Origin of the sequence: Ornithinimicrobium cavernae (assembly GCF_003121625.1) — a bacterium.
Taxonomy (GTDB): domain Bacteria; phylum Actinomycetota; class Actinomycetes; order Actinomycetales; family Dermatophilaceae; genus Ornithinicoccus; species Ornithinicoccus cavernae.
In genome coordinates this window covers 138,425-154,512 of the sequence record NZ_QDDJ01000003.1, presented here as the reverse complement: position 1 = coordinate 154,512, position 16,088 = coordinate 138,425, and the positions used below count along the sequence as shown (strand labels likewise).

The 16,088-nt window shown below is 71.3% G+C and carries 10 protein-coding genes; 8 read left to right on the top strand and 2 right to left on the bottom strand.

The features are described 5' to 3' along the window. The first annotated feature begins 268 nt into the window (after positions 1-268). The 7 genes from DA085_RS21790 (at position 269) to DA085_RS04065 (ending at position 11,937) form a co-directional block, all read left to right on the top strand. On the top strand, positions 269-2,206 hold the full coding sequence (locus DA085_RS21790) for an SPFH domain-containing protein (protein WP_272914473.1): 1,938 nt from the start codon (positions 269-271) through the stop codon (positions 2,204-2,206). After that, on the top strand, positions 2,199-3,584 hold the full coding sequence (locus DA085_RS04090) for an SPFH domain-containing protein (protein ID WP_202619096.1): 1,386 nt from the start codon (positions 2,199-2,201) through the stop codon (positions 3,582-3,584). The genes DA085_RS21790 and DA085_RS04090 overlap by 8 nt, the downstream gene beginning before the upstream one ends. 137 nt (positions 3,585-3,721) lie before the next feature. Beyond that, on the top strand, positions 3,722-6,952 hold the full coding sequence (locus tag DA085_RS04085; protein WP_109471664.1) for a S41 family peptidase: 3,231 nt from the start codon (positions 3,722-3,724) through the stop codon (positions 6,950-6,952). A gap of 259 nt (positions 6,953-7,211) precedes the next feature. Next, entirely contained in the window at positions 7,212-8,465 is a 1,254-nt protein-coding gene (locus DA085_RS04080) for a quaternary amine ABC transporter ATP-binding protein (RefSeq protein ID WP_109471663.1), read from the top strand. Next, positions 8,465-9,385: an ABC transporter permease gene (locus tag DA085_RS04075; protein WP_109471662.1), complete on the top strand. Its 921-nt coding sequence runs from the start codon at positions 8,465-8,467 to the stop codon at positions 9,383-9,385. The genes DA085_RS04080 and DA085_RS04075 overlap by 1 nt, the downstream gene beginning before the upstream one ends. A gap of 77 nt (positions 9,386-9,462) precedes the next feature. After that, positions 9,463-10,434, top strand: coding sequence for a glycine betaine ABC transporter substrate-binding protein (locus DA085_RS04070; protein ID WP_109471661.1), 972 nt, complete (start codon positions 9,463-9,465; stop codon positions 10,432-10,434). A 243-nt stretch (positions 10,435-10,677) separates the two neighbouring features. After that, positions 10,678-11,937, top strand: coding sequence for an MFS transporter (locus DA085_RS04065; RefSeq protein ID WP_109471660.1), 1,260 nt, complete (start codon positions 10,678-10,680; stop codon positions 11,935-11,937). A 106-nt stretch (positions 11,938-12,043) separates the two neighbouring features. Here DA085_RS04065 and DA085_RS04060 read toward each other — a convergent pair whose 3' ends face one another. Next, the gene (locus DA085_RS04060; RefSeq protein WP_161958408.1) at positions 12,044-12,988 is read right to left on the bottom strand and encodes a GNAT family N-acetyltransferase; all 945 of its coding nucleotides are present in this window, start codon (positions 12,986-12,988) and stop codon (positions 12,044-12,046) included. On the opposite strand from DA085_RS04060, the gene DA085_RS04055 reads away from it, so the two are divergent. Beyond that, positions 12,987-13,691 (top strand): DUF2461 domain-containing protein, encoded by a 705-nt coding sequence (locus DA085_RS04055; protein WP_237565300.1) that lies wholly within the window; start codon positions 12,987-12,989, stop codon positions 13,689-13,691. The genes DA085_RS04060 and DA085_RS04055 overlap by 2 nt on opposite strands. A gap of 53 nt (positions 13,692-13,744) precedes the next feature. Here the strand turns inward: DA085_RS04055 and DA085_RS04050 are convergent, their stop codons facing one another. Then, positions 13,745-15,979: an MMPL family transporter gene (locus DA085_RS04050; protein ID WP_109471657.1), complete on the bottom strand. Its 2,235-nt coding sequence runs from the start codon at positions 15,977-15,979 to the stop codon at positions 13,745-13,747. Positions 15,980-16,088 lie beyond the last annotated feature (109 nt).

Below are 16,088 nucleotides of genomic sequence, written 5' to 3'. Positions count from 1 at the left end.
GTCTCCGCCCACCGCCAGCGCTCTGCACAAGTCACATCATGCGACACCTTCTGCAGAACCTACGGGCCCACCCCCGCGCACCTACCGCGAGCGCTCTGCAGTTGAGGTCGCATGCGACGCCTTCTGCAGAGCGGAAGCACCGGCGCCGGACCGACGCGACCAGCACGTTCGGGGGAACCGCGAACCCTTTAGCGCCGTCTGCCCCTGTGACAGACTCGGAGCCGCGCGGCGAGGTCGTGCCAGACGGAAGCACAGAGGGGAAGATGGTGTGAGCAACAGATCACAACAGTTCATCGAGGCCGCCAGGCAGGTTGCCGGCGGCGCAGATGTGCGCGATGTCGTGGGGCAGTCGCTCCAGCAGGCGATGGGAGGGGCCGGGTCGGACAGCAACTTCGACCTGAACAAGCGGGACTTCCCTGCGGCGCGGGGTGAGGGGGGCTCCGCCGGGACGCGGATCAACTCGGAGAACGTCTCCCTCGACGACGCTGCGGAGAAGCTGAGCCGCAGCCACTTCGAGATGGGGCCGAGCGGACCGGTCCACGTCATCACGCCGATGGTGATGCCCAAGGGGCGCAAGCTGCGCGCCATGCTGCCGGTGATCATGCTGATCATCGTCGGAGTCGTCGGCGCCGTCGTGCTGCTCCCGTTCGAGGGGCTGACCGGGGCGGTCTTCGGCCCGCACTACTGGATCCTCGTCCTCCTGATCGCCGCCTTCATGTGGTGGCGCCAGGGCATGGTGATGGTGCCTGAGGGCTGCACCGCCCTGATCAGCCGGTTCGGCAAGGTCGAGGCCGAGGTCGGGCCCGGCCGGGTCACCCTGTGGAACCCGTGGAAGCGCGTGTCCTACATCGTCAACACCACGCGGGAGTACCCGTTCAACGCCCCGATCCGCCAGGCCCCCACCAAGTCCGGTGTCCAGGCCTCGGTCGACCTGTTCCTGCAGTTCCGGATCGTCAACGCCCGTGAGTTCGTCTTCGTGCTCGGCGCCGTGCAGGGCTTCCAGGACAAGCTCAACAACGCCATCTCCGAGACCACCCGCTCGCTCATCTACGACCAGGAGGCCTCCGGGATCTACGACCTGGTCGGTGAGAGCACGGCCCGCCTGCTGGACCAGCTCAACGCGCAGTTCGCCCCGGCCGTCGAGCTCACGACGGCGAACATCACGCACGCCGAGCCGTCCGCGCAGGAGTACCGCATGGACCTGGCCGCCCCGGAGATGATCCGGGTGGCCAAGGAGGCCTACACCTACGAGTACGAGCTGAACCTCAAGAAGGAGCAGAACGAGGGTGACCTGAACAAGGACCTCGCCTCGCTCAACGAGAACCTCTCGGCGATCCAGGCCGACATCGCCCGCTACCAGGCGCAGATGGACACGGCGCTGGAGCGGGAGACCAACCGCGCCAACGCCCTGGCCCGTCAGCGGTTCGTGGAGTCGGAGTCGACGGCCAACGCCAACGCCGCCCTCCTGGAGGCCCAGGCCCTGGACATCCGCGCGCTCAGCGCGGCCCTGGCCCCGGAGATCCTGGACTACCGCTACCAGCAGGACATGCTGGAGAAGATGGAGAGCCTGTCCGAGTCGCTCCCGCAGATCGTGCGGGTGGGCGGGCAGTCCGACGGTGTCGACTACCTGCAGATCGCCCGCGAGCTCGTCGGCGGTCAGGACCAGAAGCTCTTCTCCGCGGAGGACATGGAGGCGATCCGGTCCCGCCAGTCGGAGATCGCCGAGCGTGTCGCCGGCCGTGAGCACGAGATCGGTGACCTGCTGCAGGCCCCGGAGGCCACGGACGTGGAGATCCTCCCGGCCAGCGAGCCGGTCGACGACCCGGAGGGTGAGCAGGTGCTCGACCAGATCCGGCGGTCGGTCACGGACGAGTCGGTGGCCGCCCAGATCGAGGAGGCCAGCGACACCGGCCAGGTGCCGGGTTCCGAGGCGCCGGCACCCGAGCGTCCGGCACCGGGACAGCCGGGTATGCCGTCACGCACCCAGGGCCCCGGCCCCCAGGGCCCCGGTGGGCCCGGTGGGCAGACGCCGTTCCAGGGCGGGCAGCCCCCGCAGGGCCCACCGCCCGGGCAGCAGTTCCCAGGAGCGCCGCAGCACCGGCCCGAGGGCCAGGCCCCGCCACCGCCTCCCGGGCAGTTCCCTCCGGGACCGGGCCAGCGACCGCAGAACGACCAGATGAGGAACGAGGGTGAGCACCGTGGCTGAGCAGATGATGGAGCAGGCCTCCCGGACCATCCGCGGTCAGGGCATGAGCTCGATCAAGGAGGTCGTCTCCTCGTGGGGCGACGTCGCGCGACTGCTGCGCGGTGGTGACTCCGGCGCCCTGGTGCCGGTGGTCATCCCCCGTGACAGCCGTGGCCTGCGGTGGACGACCCTGCTGTGGTTCGGTTTGTGGGCGCTGGTCAGCGGTTTCCTGCTGATGGGTGCCGACCGTGGCGCCCTCGGCGGCCTCGCGATCGCCGTGGCGATCCTGTCCTTCGTCGGTGGGGCGCTGTGGTGGTGGCGTTCCTCGATCGTCGAGATCGAGGAGGGCACGGTCGGTGTCCTCACGAAGTTCGGCGCGATCAGCGGGCCGGGCCTGGCCCCGGGTCGTCACTACCTCTGGCACCCGTGGGCGCGCGTCGCCTACGTCGTGGACGTCACCACGGAGATCCCGTATGCCGCTCCGGTCCTGTCCTCGCCGACTCACGAGAACGTCCCGCTGAAGTCCATCGAGTTCTTCCTGCGCTTCCGGATCGTCGACGCGATCCGCTTCGTGCAGACGATCGGTGCCGGCAACTTCGACCTGGTGCTGTCCAACTCGGTGCAGGACGCGATCCGTCAGCGCAGCCGGCAGGTGCGCACCGAGCGCGCCTACGACCTGCGCGGCAGTGACGTCAAGGACATGCAGGACCTCCTGAACCGGCAGCTGACCCGCTACGGCGTGCAGATCATGGGATGTAACATCCCGGACGTCCAGCTGCCCGACCAGTACCGCGAGCACCTGGCCACGCGTGAGCGGGTCGCCAAGGAGCTCGTGGCCTACGAGAAGGAGTGGGAGCTGGCGCGCAAGCGCCGGATCGACACCCTCCTCATGGAGATCGAGCGCTCCAAGAAGATCCGCGGCGCCAAGATCGTCGAGGTCAAGGCGGCCCTCAACAAGGCGCGCAAGGACGTCGCGCAGATGCTGGAGGAGCGCGAGACCGAGGCGCAGAAGGTGCGCTACGAGATCGAGACCCGGGCGCGCACCAACCTGGTCGCCGCCCAGGGTGAGGCCAAGGCCCAGGAGCAGCTGGCGACGGCCTACCGGGACAACCGGGCCGTGCTGGAGTACGAGCTGGCCCGTCGCCGACTCGACGTCGGCGCCGTCCTGGCCGAGAGCGCGCCGCGGCCGGTCATCGTGCACACCGATCCCGGCAGCGGCGACAACTCGGCCCTGTCCACCCTGCTCATGGCCCAGCTGCTCCCGCAGATCCAGGCGGGGGCGAGCTCCCGGCCGCGCCAGGCGATCCGGCAGGCACAGCAGTCCAGTGACGAGGTCGCCGAGGCGGCCGGCAACGTGGCGCAGCGCGCCGTGCAGGCCGTCCGGGGCCGGCGGCAGTAGCCCGCACCGCACGACCCAGGGGCCCCCGGGTCGCGACTTCGCTCGCGACCCGGGGGCCCTCGCGTTTTGCCGACTCGTTGCCGAACCTTGAGGCGCGCCAGACGGGCCGTCTCCCTCGTGACGACTAGGTTGGCGAGGTGACCTCGCCCTACCTCCGCTACCCGCACCTGCACGGTGACCTCGTCACCTTCGTCGCCGCGGACGACGTGTGGCTGGCCGCGCTGTCGGGCGGCCGCGCCTGGCGGCTGACGAACGACGCGGCCCCGGCCCGCACGCCACGCTTCTCCCCCGACGGCACCCACATCGCCTACATCTCGCACCGCGACGGTCACCCGGAGGTCGTCGTCGTGGAGCTGGCGACCGGCCAGAACCGCCGGCTCACCTGGTGGGGCGCCAAGAACACCCTGGTCCTGGGGTGGACGGCGGACGGCCGTGTGCTCGCCGCCTCCCACGCGGGCGAGGCCAACATCCGGCACCTCACGGTGCGCGCCGTCGCCCTGGACGGCTCCGTCGAACGGCTGACCTACGGGCCGGCCTGGGGTGTCGCCGTCCGCTCCGACGGGGCGGTCGCGCTCAGCACCCCCGGCAGCCGGCAGCCGGCTCACTGGAAGCGCTACCGCGGTGGCACCGCACCCCGGCTGTGGCTGGATCCCGCCGGCGACGGCAGCTGGACAGGGCTCCTCCCCGACGACGAGGCCGGCCTGGTCGACCCGATGTGGATCGGTGACCGGCTGGTCTTCGTCTCCGACCGGGCAGCCACCTTCCCCGACCGCAGCACCGAACAGGCCAACCTGTGGCTGTGGGACGACCCACAGCGCGGCGAGCCGACCCAGCTCACCCACCAGGGCCCGGCCGAGGGATACGTGCGCGACGCCAGCACCGACGGCACGCGGATCGTGTGGCACAGCCACGGCGTGCTGTGGCTCCTGGAGGACCTCGCCGGCCAGCCGCGCCGTCTCGAGATCGATGTCCCCGTCGGCGCGCCGGCGACCTACTCGGCCGACACGACCGACCAGCTCCACACCCTGGTGCCGGACCACGGCGGCGATGCCAGCCTGGTCGGCTGGAGGGGCACGGCGTTCTGGCTCAGCCACCGCGAGGGACCGGCCCGCGCACTCGTCGCCGACCCGGCGGTGCGCGTCCGCGAGCCGGAGCTGCTCGGCCGCAGCGGACAGGCCGTGGTGGTGAGCGACGCCGACGGCGAGGACGCCCTCGAGGTGCACCACCTCGACGGGAGCCAGCCGCCCCGGAGACTGGCCGGCGGCGCCCTGGGCCGCGTGCTGCATACCTCCTCCGCTCCCGACGGGGAGACCGTGGCCACCGTCTCGCACGACGGCCGCCTCAGCCTGGTCACCGTCGCGGACGGCAGCATCCGCCCCCTCGGCCGTTCCCAGCACGGCGAGCCCCGGTCGCTGGTCTTCTCGCCGGACGGGCGCTACCTGGCCTGGGCCCAGCCCACCCGCGAGGGCGAGCGGTTCCAGCTCGTGGTGACCGACGTGACGCGCGACGAGGGCCCGGTCGTGCTCACCGAGGGCAACCTCAACGACCGGTCACCGGCGTTCACCGACGACGGCCGCTACCTGGTGTTCCTGTCCGACCGGACGTTCGACCCGACCTACGACACCCACGAGTTCATGCTGTCCTTCACCGGCTCGACCAGGCCGTGGCTGCTGCCCCTGGCCGCAACCGACCCCGCACCCTTCGGCCCCAGCGCCCAGGGGTGGCGGATCAGCAAGCCGCACCCGGACGACGACACCTCCGGCGACGGGGCCGGCCGGCCGAAGCCACCGCCGGCCAGTCCGGACCTGGACCCCGAGGGCGCGGAGGAGCGCATCGTCCCGTTCCCGGTCGCCTCGGGCGACTACCGCGACCTGCGCCCGGCCAAGGGCGGGCTGCTCTGGGTGCGGATCGCCGGCGAGGCGGGTGTCCTCGGCACCCGCCGGGCCGGAGTGGCCGGCGACCCGACCGCCGACACCCTCGAGTTCTGGTCCTTCGAGCAGCGCAAGGTCACCACGATCGCCGACCGGGTGGACGACTACGCCGTGTCCGGTGACGGCGAGCGCGTCGTGCTCACCGCCAAGGACCAGGTGATCGTGCAGCCGGCCGACCACAAACCCGAGGACGACGCCGGTGAGGCCGTGACGGTCGACCTGTCCCGGCTCCGGTTCGAGGTCGACCCGCAGCGCGAGTGGCACCAGATGTTTGACGAGAACGCGCGGCTCATGCGTGACCACTACTGGCGGGAGGACCTGGACGGCGTCGACTGGGCCGGGGTGACCGAGCGTTACCGCCCGCTCGTGTCGACGCTGCGCACCCACGACGACCTGGTGGACCTGCTGTGGGAGGTGGTCGCCGAGCTGAACACCTCGCACGCCTACGTGACACCGGCTGACCCGCTCGGCGACCAGGCCCGGCGACTGGGCCTGCTCGGCGCGGACCTGTCGCCCGCGGGCGACGGCTGGCGGATCGACCGGGTCCTGCCCGGCGAGACGACCGACCCCGACGCCCGCTCGCCGCTGCGCGCTGCCGGTGTCGACGCCCGGGAGGGCGACCTCGTCGTCGCGGTGGACGGCTCGCCGGTCGACCCCGCGTTCGGTCCGGCACCGCGTCTGGTGGGCGCGGCCGACAAGCCCGTGGAGCTCACCCTGCGCCGCGACGGTCGGGACCGCCGCGTCGTGGTCGTGCCCCTGGCGGACGAGGAGGTGCTGCGTTACCAGGACTGGGTCCGGTCGCGCCGCGACTACGTCCGCGAGCACTCCGGCGGCCGCGTCGGCTACCTCCACGTGCCCGACATGACCAGCACCGGGTGGGCCCAGCTGCACCGCGACCTCGGGCGGGCCGCCCGCGCCGAGGGACTCATCGCCGACGTGCGCTACAACCGCGGCGGCCACACCAGCCAGATGGTGCTCTCCCGCCTGCTGGGCCGGGTCGTCGGCTGGGGTGTGGGCCGCCACTTCGCGGCCGCCTACTCCTACCCCGACCAGGCGCCCCGCGGTCCCGTCGTCCTCGTCGCCAACGAGAACTCCGGCTCCGACGGAGACATCGTCAACGCCGGTGCCCAGGCCCTGGGGATCGGCCCCGTCATCGGCGTGCGGACCTGGGGAGGTGTCATCGGCATCGACGGCCGGTTCGACCTGGTGGACGGCACCTCCGTGACCCAGCCGCGCTACGCGTTCTGGCTGGAGGGCAAGGGCTACGGGGTGGAGAACCACGGCGTCGACCCCGACATCGAGGTGGTGCACTCCCCCGCCGACTTCTTCGGGCCGGCCGACCCCCAGCTCGACCGCGCCATCGCGGAGGTCCTCCGCCGCCTCGAGGAGGCGCCCAGCGCCACTCCTCCGGAGCTGCCGGAGCCGCGCGTACGGTGAGAGGAGTGCCGCGCGGGCGGCGACCGCGTGCCATTCTCACCGCGCCTGCGGTAGCTCCCGGCGAGGGAGGCCAATTGTCTGCCAACTCGTGACCACGGCGTGACCCTGCCGTGACCTTGTGGGCCTCGCTCCCCGAACCTTGCTACCGTCGGGGTGCTTCGGCGCACCGAGTCTGAGCGCTTCGGAACGATGGCCCCGGTCAGGACGTCCGTCGCGTCAGGGGTGTGCCGGGATAAGTGTTGCCGACCACGGGAGACCTGTGCCTGCTTTAGAGGCCGACGGAGTATTCAAGATCTTTGGGCGCCGCCCCGAACGCGGGGTGCGTGCCCTCCGGGAGGGAAGAACACGGGAGGAGCTGCGGTCCCGGGGACTGACACCCGCGGTGATCGACGCCACGTTCAGCGTCGACCCGGGTGAGATCTTCGTGGTCATGGGGCTGTCCGGCTCGGGCAAGTCAACCCTGATCCGCACGGTCAACCGGCTGCTCGACCCCACGGCCGGGACCGTCGTGATCGACGGTACGGACATCAGCAGCCTCGACGCGGTCGGTCTGCGCCGGGTCCGCCGCGAGAAGATCAGCATGGTCTTCCAGCACTTCGCGCTGCTGCCGCACCGCACCGTCGGCGAGAACGCGGCCTACGGGCTGCAGGTGCAGGGGATGAACAGCAGCGACCGTCGCGCCCGGGCCGAGCAGGCCCTGGACATGGTGGGCCTGAAGGGCTGGGGTGCCTCAATGCCCTCCGAGCTCTCCGGCGGCATGCGGCAACGGGTCGGCCTGGCCCGCGCTCTGGCCGCCGGCACGGACATCATGCTGATGGACGAGGCGTTCAGCGCCCTCGACCCGCTGATCCGCCGTGAGATGCAGGACCAGCTCATCGACCTGCAGCAGCGGCTGGACAAGACGATCCTGTTCATCACCCACGACCTCAACGAGGCGATGCGCCTCGGCGACCGGATCGCGATGATGCGCGACGGGCGGATCGAGCAGATCGGCACGGCCGAGCAGATCCTCAACAACCCGGTCAACAACTACGTGGCCGAGTTCGTCCAGGACGTCGACCGCACCCGGGTCCTCACGGCGGCCAACGTCATGGAGCAGCCGGTCGCCGTCCTCGGCTCCACGTCGGGCCCGCAGGCCGCGCACAAGCTGATGCGCGAGCACCAGCTCGCGTGGCTCCTCGTCGTCAACCGGGACCGCACGGTCCACGGCCTCGTCTGGTCCCACGACGTGGCCGCGGCGGTCCGCGAGGGCACCGACGTCCTCCCGCTCCACCGGGCCGAGCTTCCCTACACCTCGCCGGACACCACGCTGAGCGACCTCTTCACCCAGGCCGCCAGCAGCCCTGCGCCGCTCGTGGTGCGCGATGAGGACCAACGGCTGGTGGGGGTCATCCCCGACGTGACGCTGCTCGCGGCCATGGGCAACGGCCAGTCGAACGGCAACGGCCAGACCCTGGAGAACGTGCCTGTCGGCATACCCGCAGGGGTCGACCACGGGACGGAGGTGCGCTGATGAACGAGGAAGAGCTCACCACCGTGATCCCCGGCGTCGCAGTCGGCGACTGGGTCGACCAGGGCGTCGACTGGCTCAACAGCACCTTCCGCGAGATCTTCCGCGCCATCGGCGACGTGCTCGGCACCCTCATCAACGGGCTCATCGACGTGATGCTGCTCGTGCCGCCGGACGTGATGATCGTGGCCCTGGCGCTGCTGGGCCTCCTGCTGCGGTCCTGGCAGTTCGCGGTCGGCTCGGCCCTGACGCTGGCCCTCATCGTGGCCATGGGCATGTGGATCCCGGCCATGCAGACCCTGGCCCTGGTCGTCATCGCCACGGCCGCCGCGGTGCTCATCGCCGTGCCCATCGGGATCCTGGCGGCCCGCAACAACCTGGTGAGCAACCTGGTGCGACCGGTGCTGGACTTCATGCAGACCATGCCGGCCTTCGTCTACCTGATCCCCGCGATCCTGTTCTTCAGCATCGGCTACGTGCCCGGCGTGCTCTCCACGATCGTCTTCGCCCTGCCCCCCGGCGTGCGCCTGACCGAGCTGGGCATCCGACAGGTGGACGCCGAGACCGTCGAGGCCGGGCAGGCCTTCGGGGCGACCCCGCGTCAGATCCTGCGCGGCATCCAGCTGCCGCTCGCGGTGCCCACGATCATGGCGGGCATCAACCAGGTGATCATGCTGGCCCTGTCCATGGCCGTCATCGCCGGCATGGTCGGCGCCGACGGCCTCGGCAAGAAGGTCGTGGAGTCCATCGCGACCCTCAACATCGGTCTCGGTGCAGAGGCCGGGCTCTCCGTGGTCGTCCTCGCCATCTACCTCGACCGGCTCACGGCCGCCGTCGGCGGCTCCGGCTCCGACAAGTCCCTGCGGTCCCTGATCCGACGCAACACCACCGCGAGGAGGCAGCCCAGCACGACCGCCTCCTGACCACCGAACGGATCGACACTCACACCGAGCAAGGCCGGCTCGCGCCGGCTCCCAGAAGGAAGAAAGGAACGATCCCTATGAGGTTGCACCGCAACCGACGCACCGCGGGCACGATCGCGTCCGCCCTCGCACTGACTCTCGCCCTCGGGGCCTGCGGCTCCGAGGACGCCGGTGACGGCACCAACGAGGACGCCGCGGACGAGGCAGCCGACGACACCGCCGACGGCGGTGACAGCACCGCGGCCGCCGGGGGCGAGGGCGGCGCCAGCGGCACCATCACCCTCGGCTTCATCCCGTCCTGGACGGACGGACTGTCCACCGCCTACCTGCTCGAGCACCTCCTGGAGGAGCAGGGCTACACCGTGGAGATGGAGACCCTCACCGAGGCCGCGCCGCTCTACACCGCCCTGGCCAACGGTGACGTCGACATCTATCCCAGCGCCTGGCCGGAGGTCACCCACGTGGCCTACATGGACGAGTACGGCGACCGCATCGAGGACCTCGGGGCGTACTACGACAACGCCAAGCTGACCTTCGCGGTCCCGGAGTACAGCGACATCACCTCGATCGAGGAGCTGCCGGAGCACGTCGACGAGCTCGGCGGGCAGATCATCGGCATCGAGCCCGGTGCCGGCCTCACCCGTCAGACCAAGGAGTCGGTGATCCCGGAGTACGGCCTGGACGACTTCACCCTCGTCGAGTCCTCGACCACCGCGATGCTCGCGCAGCTCAAGGACGCCACCGACAACCAGGAGCCGATCGTCGTCACGCTGTGGCGTCCATTCTGGGCCAACAGCGCGTTCCCGGTCAGGGACCTCGAGGACCCCAAGGGTGCGCTCGGCGAGGCAGAGGCCCTGCACTTCCTGGGCACCAAGGGCTTCGCTGAGGAGTTCCCGGAGGCGGCCGAGCTGATCGGCTCGATCAAGCTCGACGACGAGCAGTACGGCGCCCTGGAGGACATGGTCGTCAACGAGTACGGCGAGGGCAAGGAAGCCGAGGCCATCGACGCCTGGCTGGAGGAGTACCCGGACGTCATCCCGACGTCCTGATCCCACCTGAGCCTCGACGAGGGCCCCGACCGCACCGCGCGGTCGGGGCCCTCGTGATTCCCGCCGTATGCCGACAGCCGGCTGCGTGCGTCCGAGCCGGTGAGTGGGTGGTCACGGTGACCGGTCTCACCAACGGCACGGCCCGGAGCAGCCCGAGGGACCGGTAGAATGGTGGCGCACAGGGTTCACGCGCCAGGGGTGGGATGGCGCGGCTTCACCTTCTTGTCTCCCGGAGGATCCTGCGTGTCACCCGTCGCGTCCTATCGACGCCTCTTTGCCCTGACCGGCCCCGTCTATGTCCTCGTGGCCTTCCTCGGTCGCCTGCCGCTGGCCATGTCCCAGCTGGGTGCCATGCTGCTGGTCTCCGGCGTCACCGGATCCTACGGCGCCGGGGGTGCCACCGCCGGCGCGCTCGCGGTGGCCAACGCCGTCGCCTCCCCTCTCGCGGGCACGCTCACTGACCGGGTCGGGCAGCGCCCCGTCCTCCTCGTGCAGTCCGTCGTCGGCTCCCTCGGCCTCCTGGGTCTGGTGCTGCTCGCCCACACCTACGAGCAGGGCCAGGCCTGGTGGCCCCTCCTCGTGGTCGCCGCCGTCGCCGGTGCCTTCACCCCGCAGGTCGGCACGATGGCGCGCGTGCGCTGGCGGCCGATCAGCCGTCACGCCGGCGTCGAGCGGCGCGACGTGGTCGACGCGGCGTTCTCCTACGAGGGTGCTGCCGACGAGGCGTCCTTCGTCCTCGGCCCAGCCCTGGTCGGCGTGGTCGGCGCGCTGGTCAACCCGGGTGCCGCGATCGTTGCCGCGGGGGTCCTGCTGGCGGCGTTCGGGACCTGGTTCGCGATCCATCCGACGGCCGCCCTGGTCGGCCGGCCGGCGACCCGCACCAGTCACGGGCCGAGCCGGTTGCTCACCCCGTCGCTGCTGGTGCTCGCCGCGGTCCAGCTGTCGGTCGGGATGATCTTCGGCTCGGTGCAGGCCGGCACCTCGGTGCTCGCGACCGATGCCGGGGAGCCGGGGCTGACAGGTCTGTTCCATGCGTTGCTCGGCATCGGCAGCGTGCTGGCCGGGCTGGCCGTGATCGCGGTCCCCGACACCTACGCCTACGAGAGCCGGCTGCGTGCCTTCACCGTGGCCCTGGCGGTGCTGGTCCTGCCGCTGCTGGCCGTGGACGGTCTCGGCCTGCTCACGGTCGCGCTGCTGGTGCTGGGCGTCGCGATCGCCCCGACGATGATCACGACGTTCACCCTCGCCGAGCGGATCACCCCGGTGCGTCGCCTCGGCGCCGCCATGACGATCCTGGCGGCCACGACCGGACTGGGGTATGCCGTGGGGTCCAGCATCGCGGGCCGGCTCGCCGACTGGGGTGGTCACCAGCCGGCGTTCGTGGTGCCCGTCGTGGCGGCCTGGCTGGCGATGGGCCTGGCACTGCTGGGTGCCCGCACCCTGCGCGCGGCCCAGACTTCCCCAATTTTTGGGGAGACTCGGCCCGCCCACAGCACCTTTTGAGGGAGGTTCCGCCCGCGCCCAGCACCTTTTGAGGGAGGTTTCGCCCGCCCCCAGCACCTTTTGAGGGAGGTCTCGTCCGCCCCACGGCGTGCTGAGGCAGGCTCGCTCACCCGGGCTGGACCGGGTCGACATCGCGGTAGTAGCGCGATACGACCCGCACGGACTCATAGCCCACCGAGACATAGAGCCGGTCCGCGCCGGTGGGGCTGGTCGAGTCGACCTCCAGCTCGCTGACCCGGTAGCCCGCGTCCCGTGCGGCCCGCAGCGAGGACAGCAGCACCTGTCGGGCCAGCCCACGGCCGCGTGCCTCACGCCGCGTGCCGACCAGCTCGACGTGGATGACCCCCTCCTCGTTCTCGCCGGTGATCACGTAGGCGAGGACGCGGTCCCCCTCCGCCACGACCCGGCACTGGTCGGGACGGAAGGTCGAGGACCGTCGCCAGTGCTCCCACTGGTCGGCGGCGATGGGGCTGAAGTTGCGGTGGTCCCGGAAGGCGTCGTTGTGCGCGTCCAGCGTGCCGCGCAGCTGGGCCTCGTCGGGGACGACGGCGGTGGACGGTGACCCCGGGTCCTGCCAGTCCGCGAGCTGCACCTGCATGGTGACGAAGTAGTTGTCCGGCTGGTAGCCCCTGGCCTCCAGGAGCCGCTGACGGGAGGAGTCGGGCAGTCCGCCGGAGCTGCGCAGCCGCAGCGGCTCCGCCGGGTGGACCGTGCCCGCCAGCTCGACCGCGCGGGCCTCCAGCCGGTCCAGCAGCGCACTGCCGATGCCGCGGCCCCGGTGGTCGGGGTGGACGCTCCCGTCCAGCCCGACCATGGCACGGCCCTCGACCAGCGCATCACGGCAGAACACCGAGCCCAGCCCGAGCAGCTCCTGCCCGTCCCAGACTGTGACCGTGTCGGTCGACACGTCGAACCGGGGCATCTCGAAGATCTCCGCCGTCGCCTGCTCGGTCGTGACCTCACCCGTCCCGTCGACCTTCCCGACCAGGTTGGTGAGCGCGACCCCGGCAGGCACGTCGTCGCGGGTCAGGGCGCGCCAGGTGAGGGACATGACAGTGATTCTGCCGCGTCCCGCGGACGGTGCGCCCCAGGTTTTCCCGACCCCACGGCATACGCTGGCGGGCATGGCCTTCCCCGGGTTCCCGCACGACGCCGCCGACTTCTACGCCGAGCTAGAGCTCGACAACAGCACCGGGTTCTGGCAGGCCAACCGGGAGCGTTACGAGGCGGGCGTCCGCGGTCCGATGACCGCCCTGCTCGAGGGGCTGGAGGACGAGTTCGGGCCGGGCAGGGTCTTCCGGCCGAACCGCGACCTGCGGTTCTCCGCGGACAAGAGTCCCTACAAGACCCACCAGGGCGGCTACGTCAGCACCGGGAGCCGCACGGGCTGGTATGCCGAGGTGTCGGCTGACGGGTTCCGGCTCGGCGGCGGTTGTTACCAGATGGACGCCCCGACCCTCGCCGCCTACCGCGAGGCGGTGGCCGGTCCACGCGGGGCGACGCTGGAGCGGGTGGTGGCCGAGCTGCGCGGTGCCGGCTGGGAGGTCGGCGGCGACCAGCTCAAGACCGCCCCTCGCGGGTGGAGCCGCGACCACGAGCGGATCGACCTGCTGCGGCACCGGACGATCTCTGCCCTGCGGTGGATCGAGGACGCCGACATCGTCACCACGCCCGCTCTCCTGGACGAGGTCCGGACCGGCTGGCGCGAGGTGCGACCGCTGCTCGACTGGCTGCGGCCCGTGGTGCAGGGCTGATCGGACCGGCCCGTGGTGCCGGGCTGACCACGCCTGCCCGGTGCCGGCGAGGGTCAGTGGTGCAGTCGCGGCAGCCAGGACGGACCGGTGTGGGCCCGGTCGCCGAGGAGGGCGAACACGGCCGGGAGCAGGACTCCGCGGACGATGGTCGCGTCGAGCAGGACCGCCACGGCCAGGCCGACGCCGAGCTGCTTCATCTCCAGGATCGAGAGGGTGCCGAAGATCGAGAAGACCCCGACCATGACGGCCGCTGCGGCGGTGACGACACCGGCCGAGCGGGCCACGCCGACCCGGATGGCCTCCGCGGCCGAGGCTCCCTTGTCACGAGCTTCACGAATCCGGCTGGTGACGAAGATGTGGTAATCCATCGACAGTCCGAAGAGCAGCACGAACAGCATCATCGGGAGCCAGGCCGCGATCGCACCGGTTGAGGTGAAGCCGAGCAGTCCCTCGGCCCAGGTTCCGCCGAAGACCAACGCGAGGACACCGTAGGCGGCCCCGACCGACAGGAGGTTGAGACCCACGGTGGCGATGGCGAGGGCGGGCGAGCCGAACGACACCATCATCACCAGAAGAGCGAGCACCAGCACGAAGCCCACGACCCACGGCAGCTTCTGGTCCATCCAGTCGGTCAGATCGGTCACGGCAGCCTGACCGCCGAGGTGGACCTCCACACCGTCGACGCCGGCCAGGCCGGCCTCGATGTCGGGGATCACCTGGGCCCGGACCTCGTCGACGACGTCGTGCAACCGGTCGTCGCTGGCCGTGATCTCGGTGCCGATGTTCCAGGTGCTGACCGTACTGTCGGTGGACCGCACGACCTCCTCGTCGGTGGCCGAGACGAGATCCAGCGCGGTGGCGTCCTCCGACTCACCCAGCAGCACAGCCTCGACCCGGTCGGCCGACTCGGCGGGCGCCCTGACGACGACCTGCAGGACCGTGGACTCCGCAGGGACAGCGGCCGAGAACTGCTGGGAGGCCTGCACGGCCTTGAGGTCCCTGGGGAGGGTCTCGACGCCGCCGATGGCGGTCTTCATGCCGAGGGCCGGGAAGGCCAGCGCCAGCAGCAGGCCACCGACGACGACCGCGGCGACCCCCGGGCGCCTGGTCACCCGTCCGGCTAGCCGGCCCCAGAAGGTGTCGACCGACCCGCGGCGGGCCTCACGGCGCCGGGTGAAGGGGAGACGCAGGGCCTCGACCTTGTCCCCCAGCACGGCCAGGATCGCGGGGAGCACGAAGACGGAGGCCAGCACTGCGACCCCGACCACCAGCATGGCGCCCAGCCCGAGGGAGGTGAACAGGCCGCCGGCCACGAGCATCCCGGACATGGCGATGACGACGGTGACACCCGAGATGACGACGGCCCGGCCGGCGGTCGCCCCGGCAATCGCGATCGAGTCCTCGACGGTGGCTCCGGCGTGCCGTTCCTCCCGGGCTCGGCGCAGCACGAACAGCGCATAGTCCACGCCGACGGCCAGGCCGATCAGCAGGACCAGGCTCTGGCTGTTGGGGTCGACGGGCAGGATGCCGTTGGAGACGATGGCGGTGGCACCCAGGGCTACCGCGACGCTCCCGATGCCGAGCACGAGCGGCACCCCCGCGGCCACCACGGCGCCGAAGGTCAGGAGCAGCACGATCAGGGTGACCGGGATCGAGAAGATCTCGGCACGCAGGAAGTCATCCCCGAGCACCCCGTTGACCTCGTTGTCCAGCGAGGTCTCGCCGAACTGTCCGACGGTCAGGTCGGGGTGCGCCGCTCCCAGCTCACTGGTGATCTCGACGGAGCGGGCGACCTGCTGCGCCTCGCCCTCCTCGCCCTCGGCGAACTCCAGCGGCAGCACCAGGCTCCCGTCAGCCCCGGGGAAGGGTTGGCCGACGGCGGTCACACCGGGCGCCGCCTCATACGCCGAGGTCAGCTCGGCAGCGAGCTGCTCGCTGCGCGCCGGGTCGAGCGGTCCGTCCGGGTCCGTCACGATGATGAACTCCGTCGGCGCCTCGCCGAAGTCAGCGGCGTCACGGATCTCGAACGCCGCCGCGGAGTCCCCGACGAGCTGGTCGTTCTGGCCCTGCGTGCTGATGCCGATGCCGGCCATCGCAGCCACGCCCCCGAGCACGATAGCGAAGGACGTGATCAGGACCAGCCACTTGTGGCGCACGGACCACAGCGCGACCGCGCTGCGGGACTGATCTGGGCGGTGGGCGGGCGCCTCCAGCACGGTGCCGGCGCTCTCCGCCGCGTCGACGGGCGCCCCCGGGCGCCGCACGGTGTGGGTCTGGTTCGTGGTCATGCCTCCAGGCTGCCGACCGGCGGGCCCGGACACACTGGCGCAGACACCCGAGTGACAGGGGGGTTAACCCCACCCCCGGGTCGGTGGTCAGCTGCCTGCCACACGCCGG

What these genes read in the sequence shown, in the direction of transcription:
- DA085_RS04075 (WP_109471662.1), top strand. Translation starts at nt 8,465, where the DNA reads ATGAACGAGGAAGAGCTCACCACCGTGATCCCCGGCGTCGCAGTCGGC.
- DA085_RS04070 (WP_109471661.1), top strand. Translation starts at nt 9,463, where the DNA reads ATGAGGTTGCACCGCAACCGACGCACCGCGGGCACGATCGCGTCCGCC.
- DA085_RS04055 (WP_237565300.1), top strand. Translation starts at nt 12,987, where the DNA reads ATGACAGTGATTCTGCCGCGTCCCGCGGACGGTGCGCCCCAGGTTTTC.
- DA085_RS04060 (WP_161958408.1), bottom strand. Translation starts at nt 12,988, where the DNA reads ATGTCCCTCACCTGGCGCGCCCTGACCCGCGACGACGTGCCTGCCGGG.
- DA085_RS04050 (WP_109471657.1), bottom strand. Translation starts at nt 15,979, where the DNA reads ATGACCACGAACCAGACCCACACCGTGCGGCGCCCGGGGGCGCCCGTC.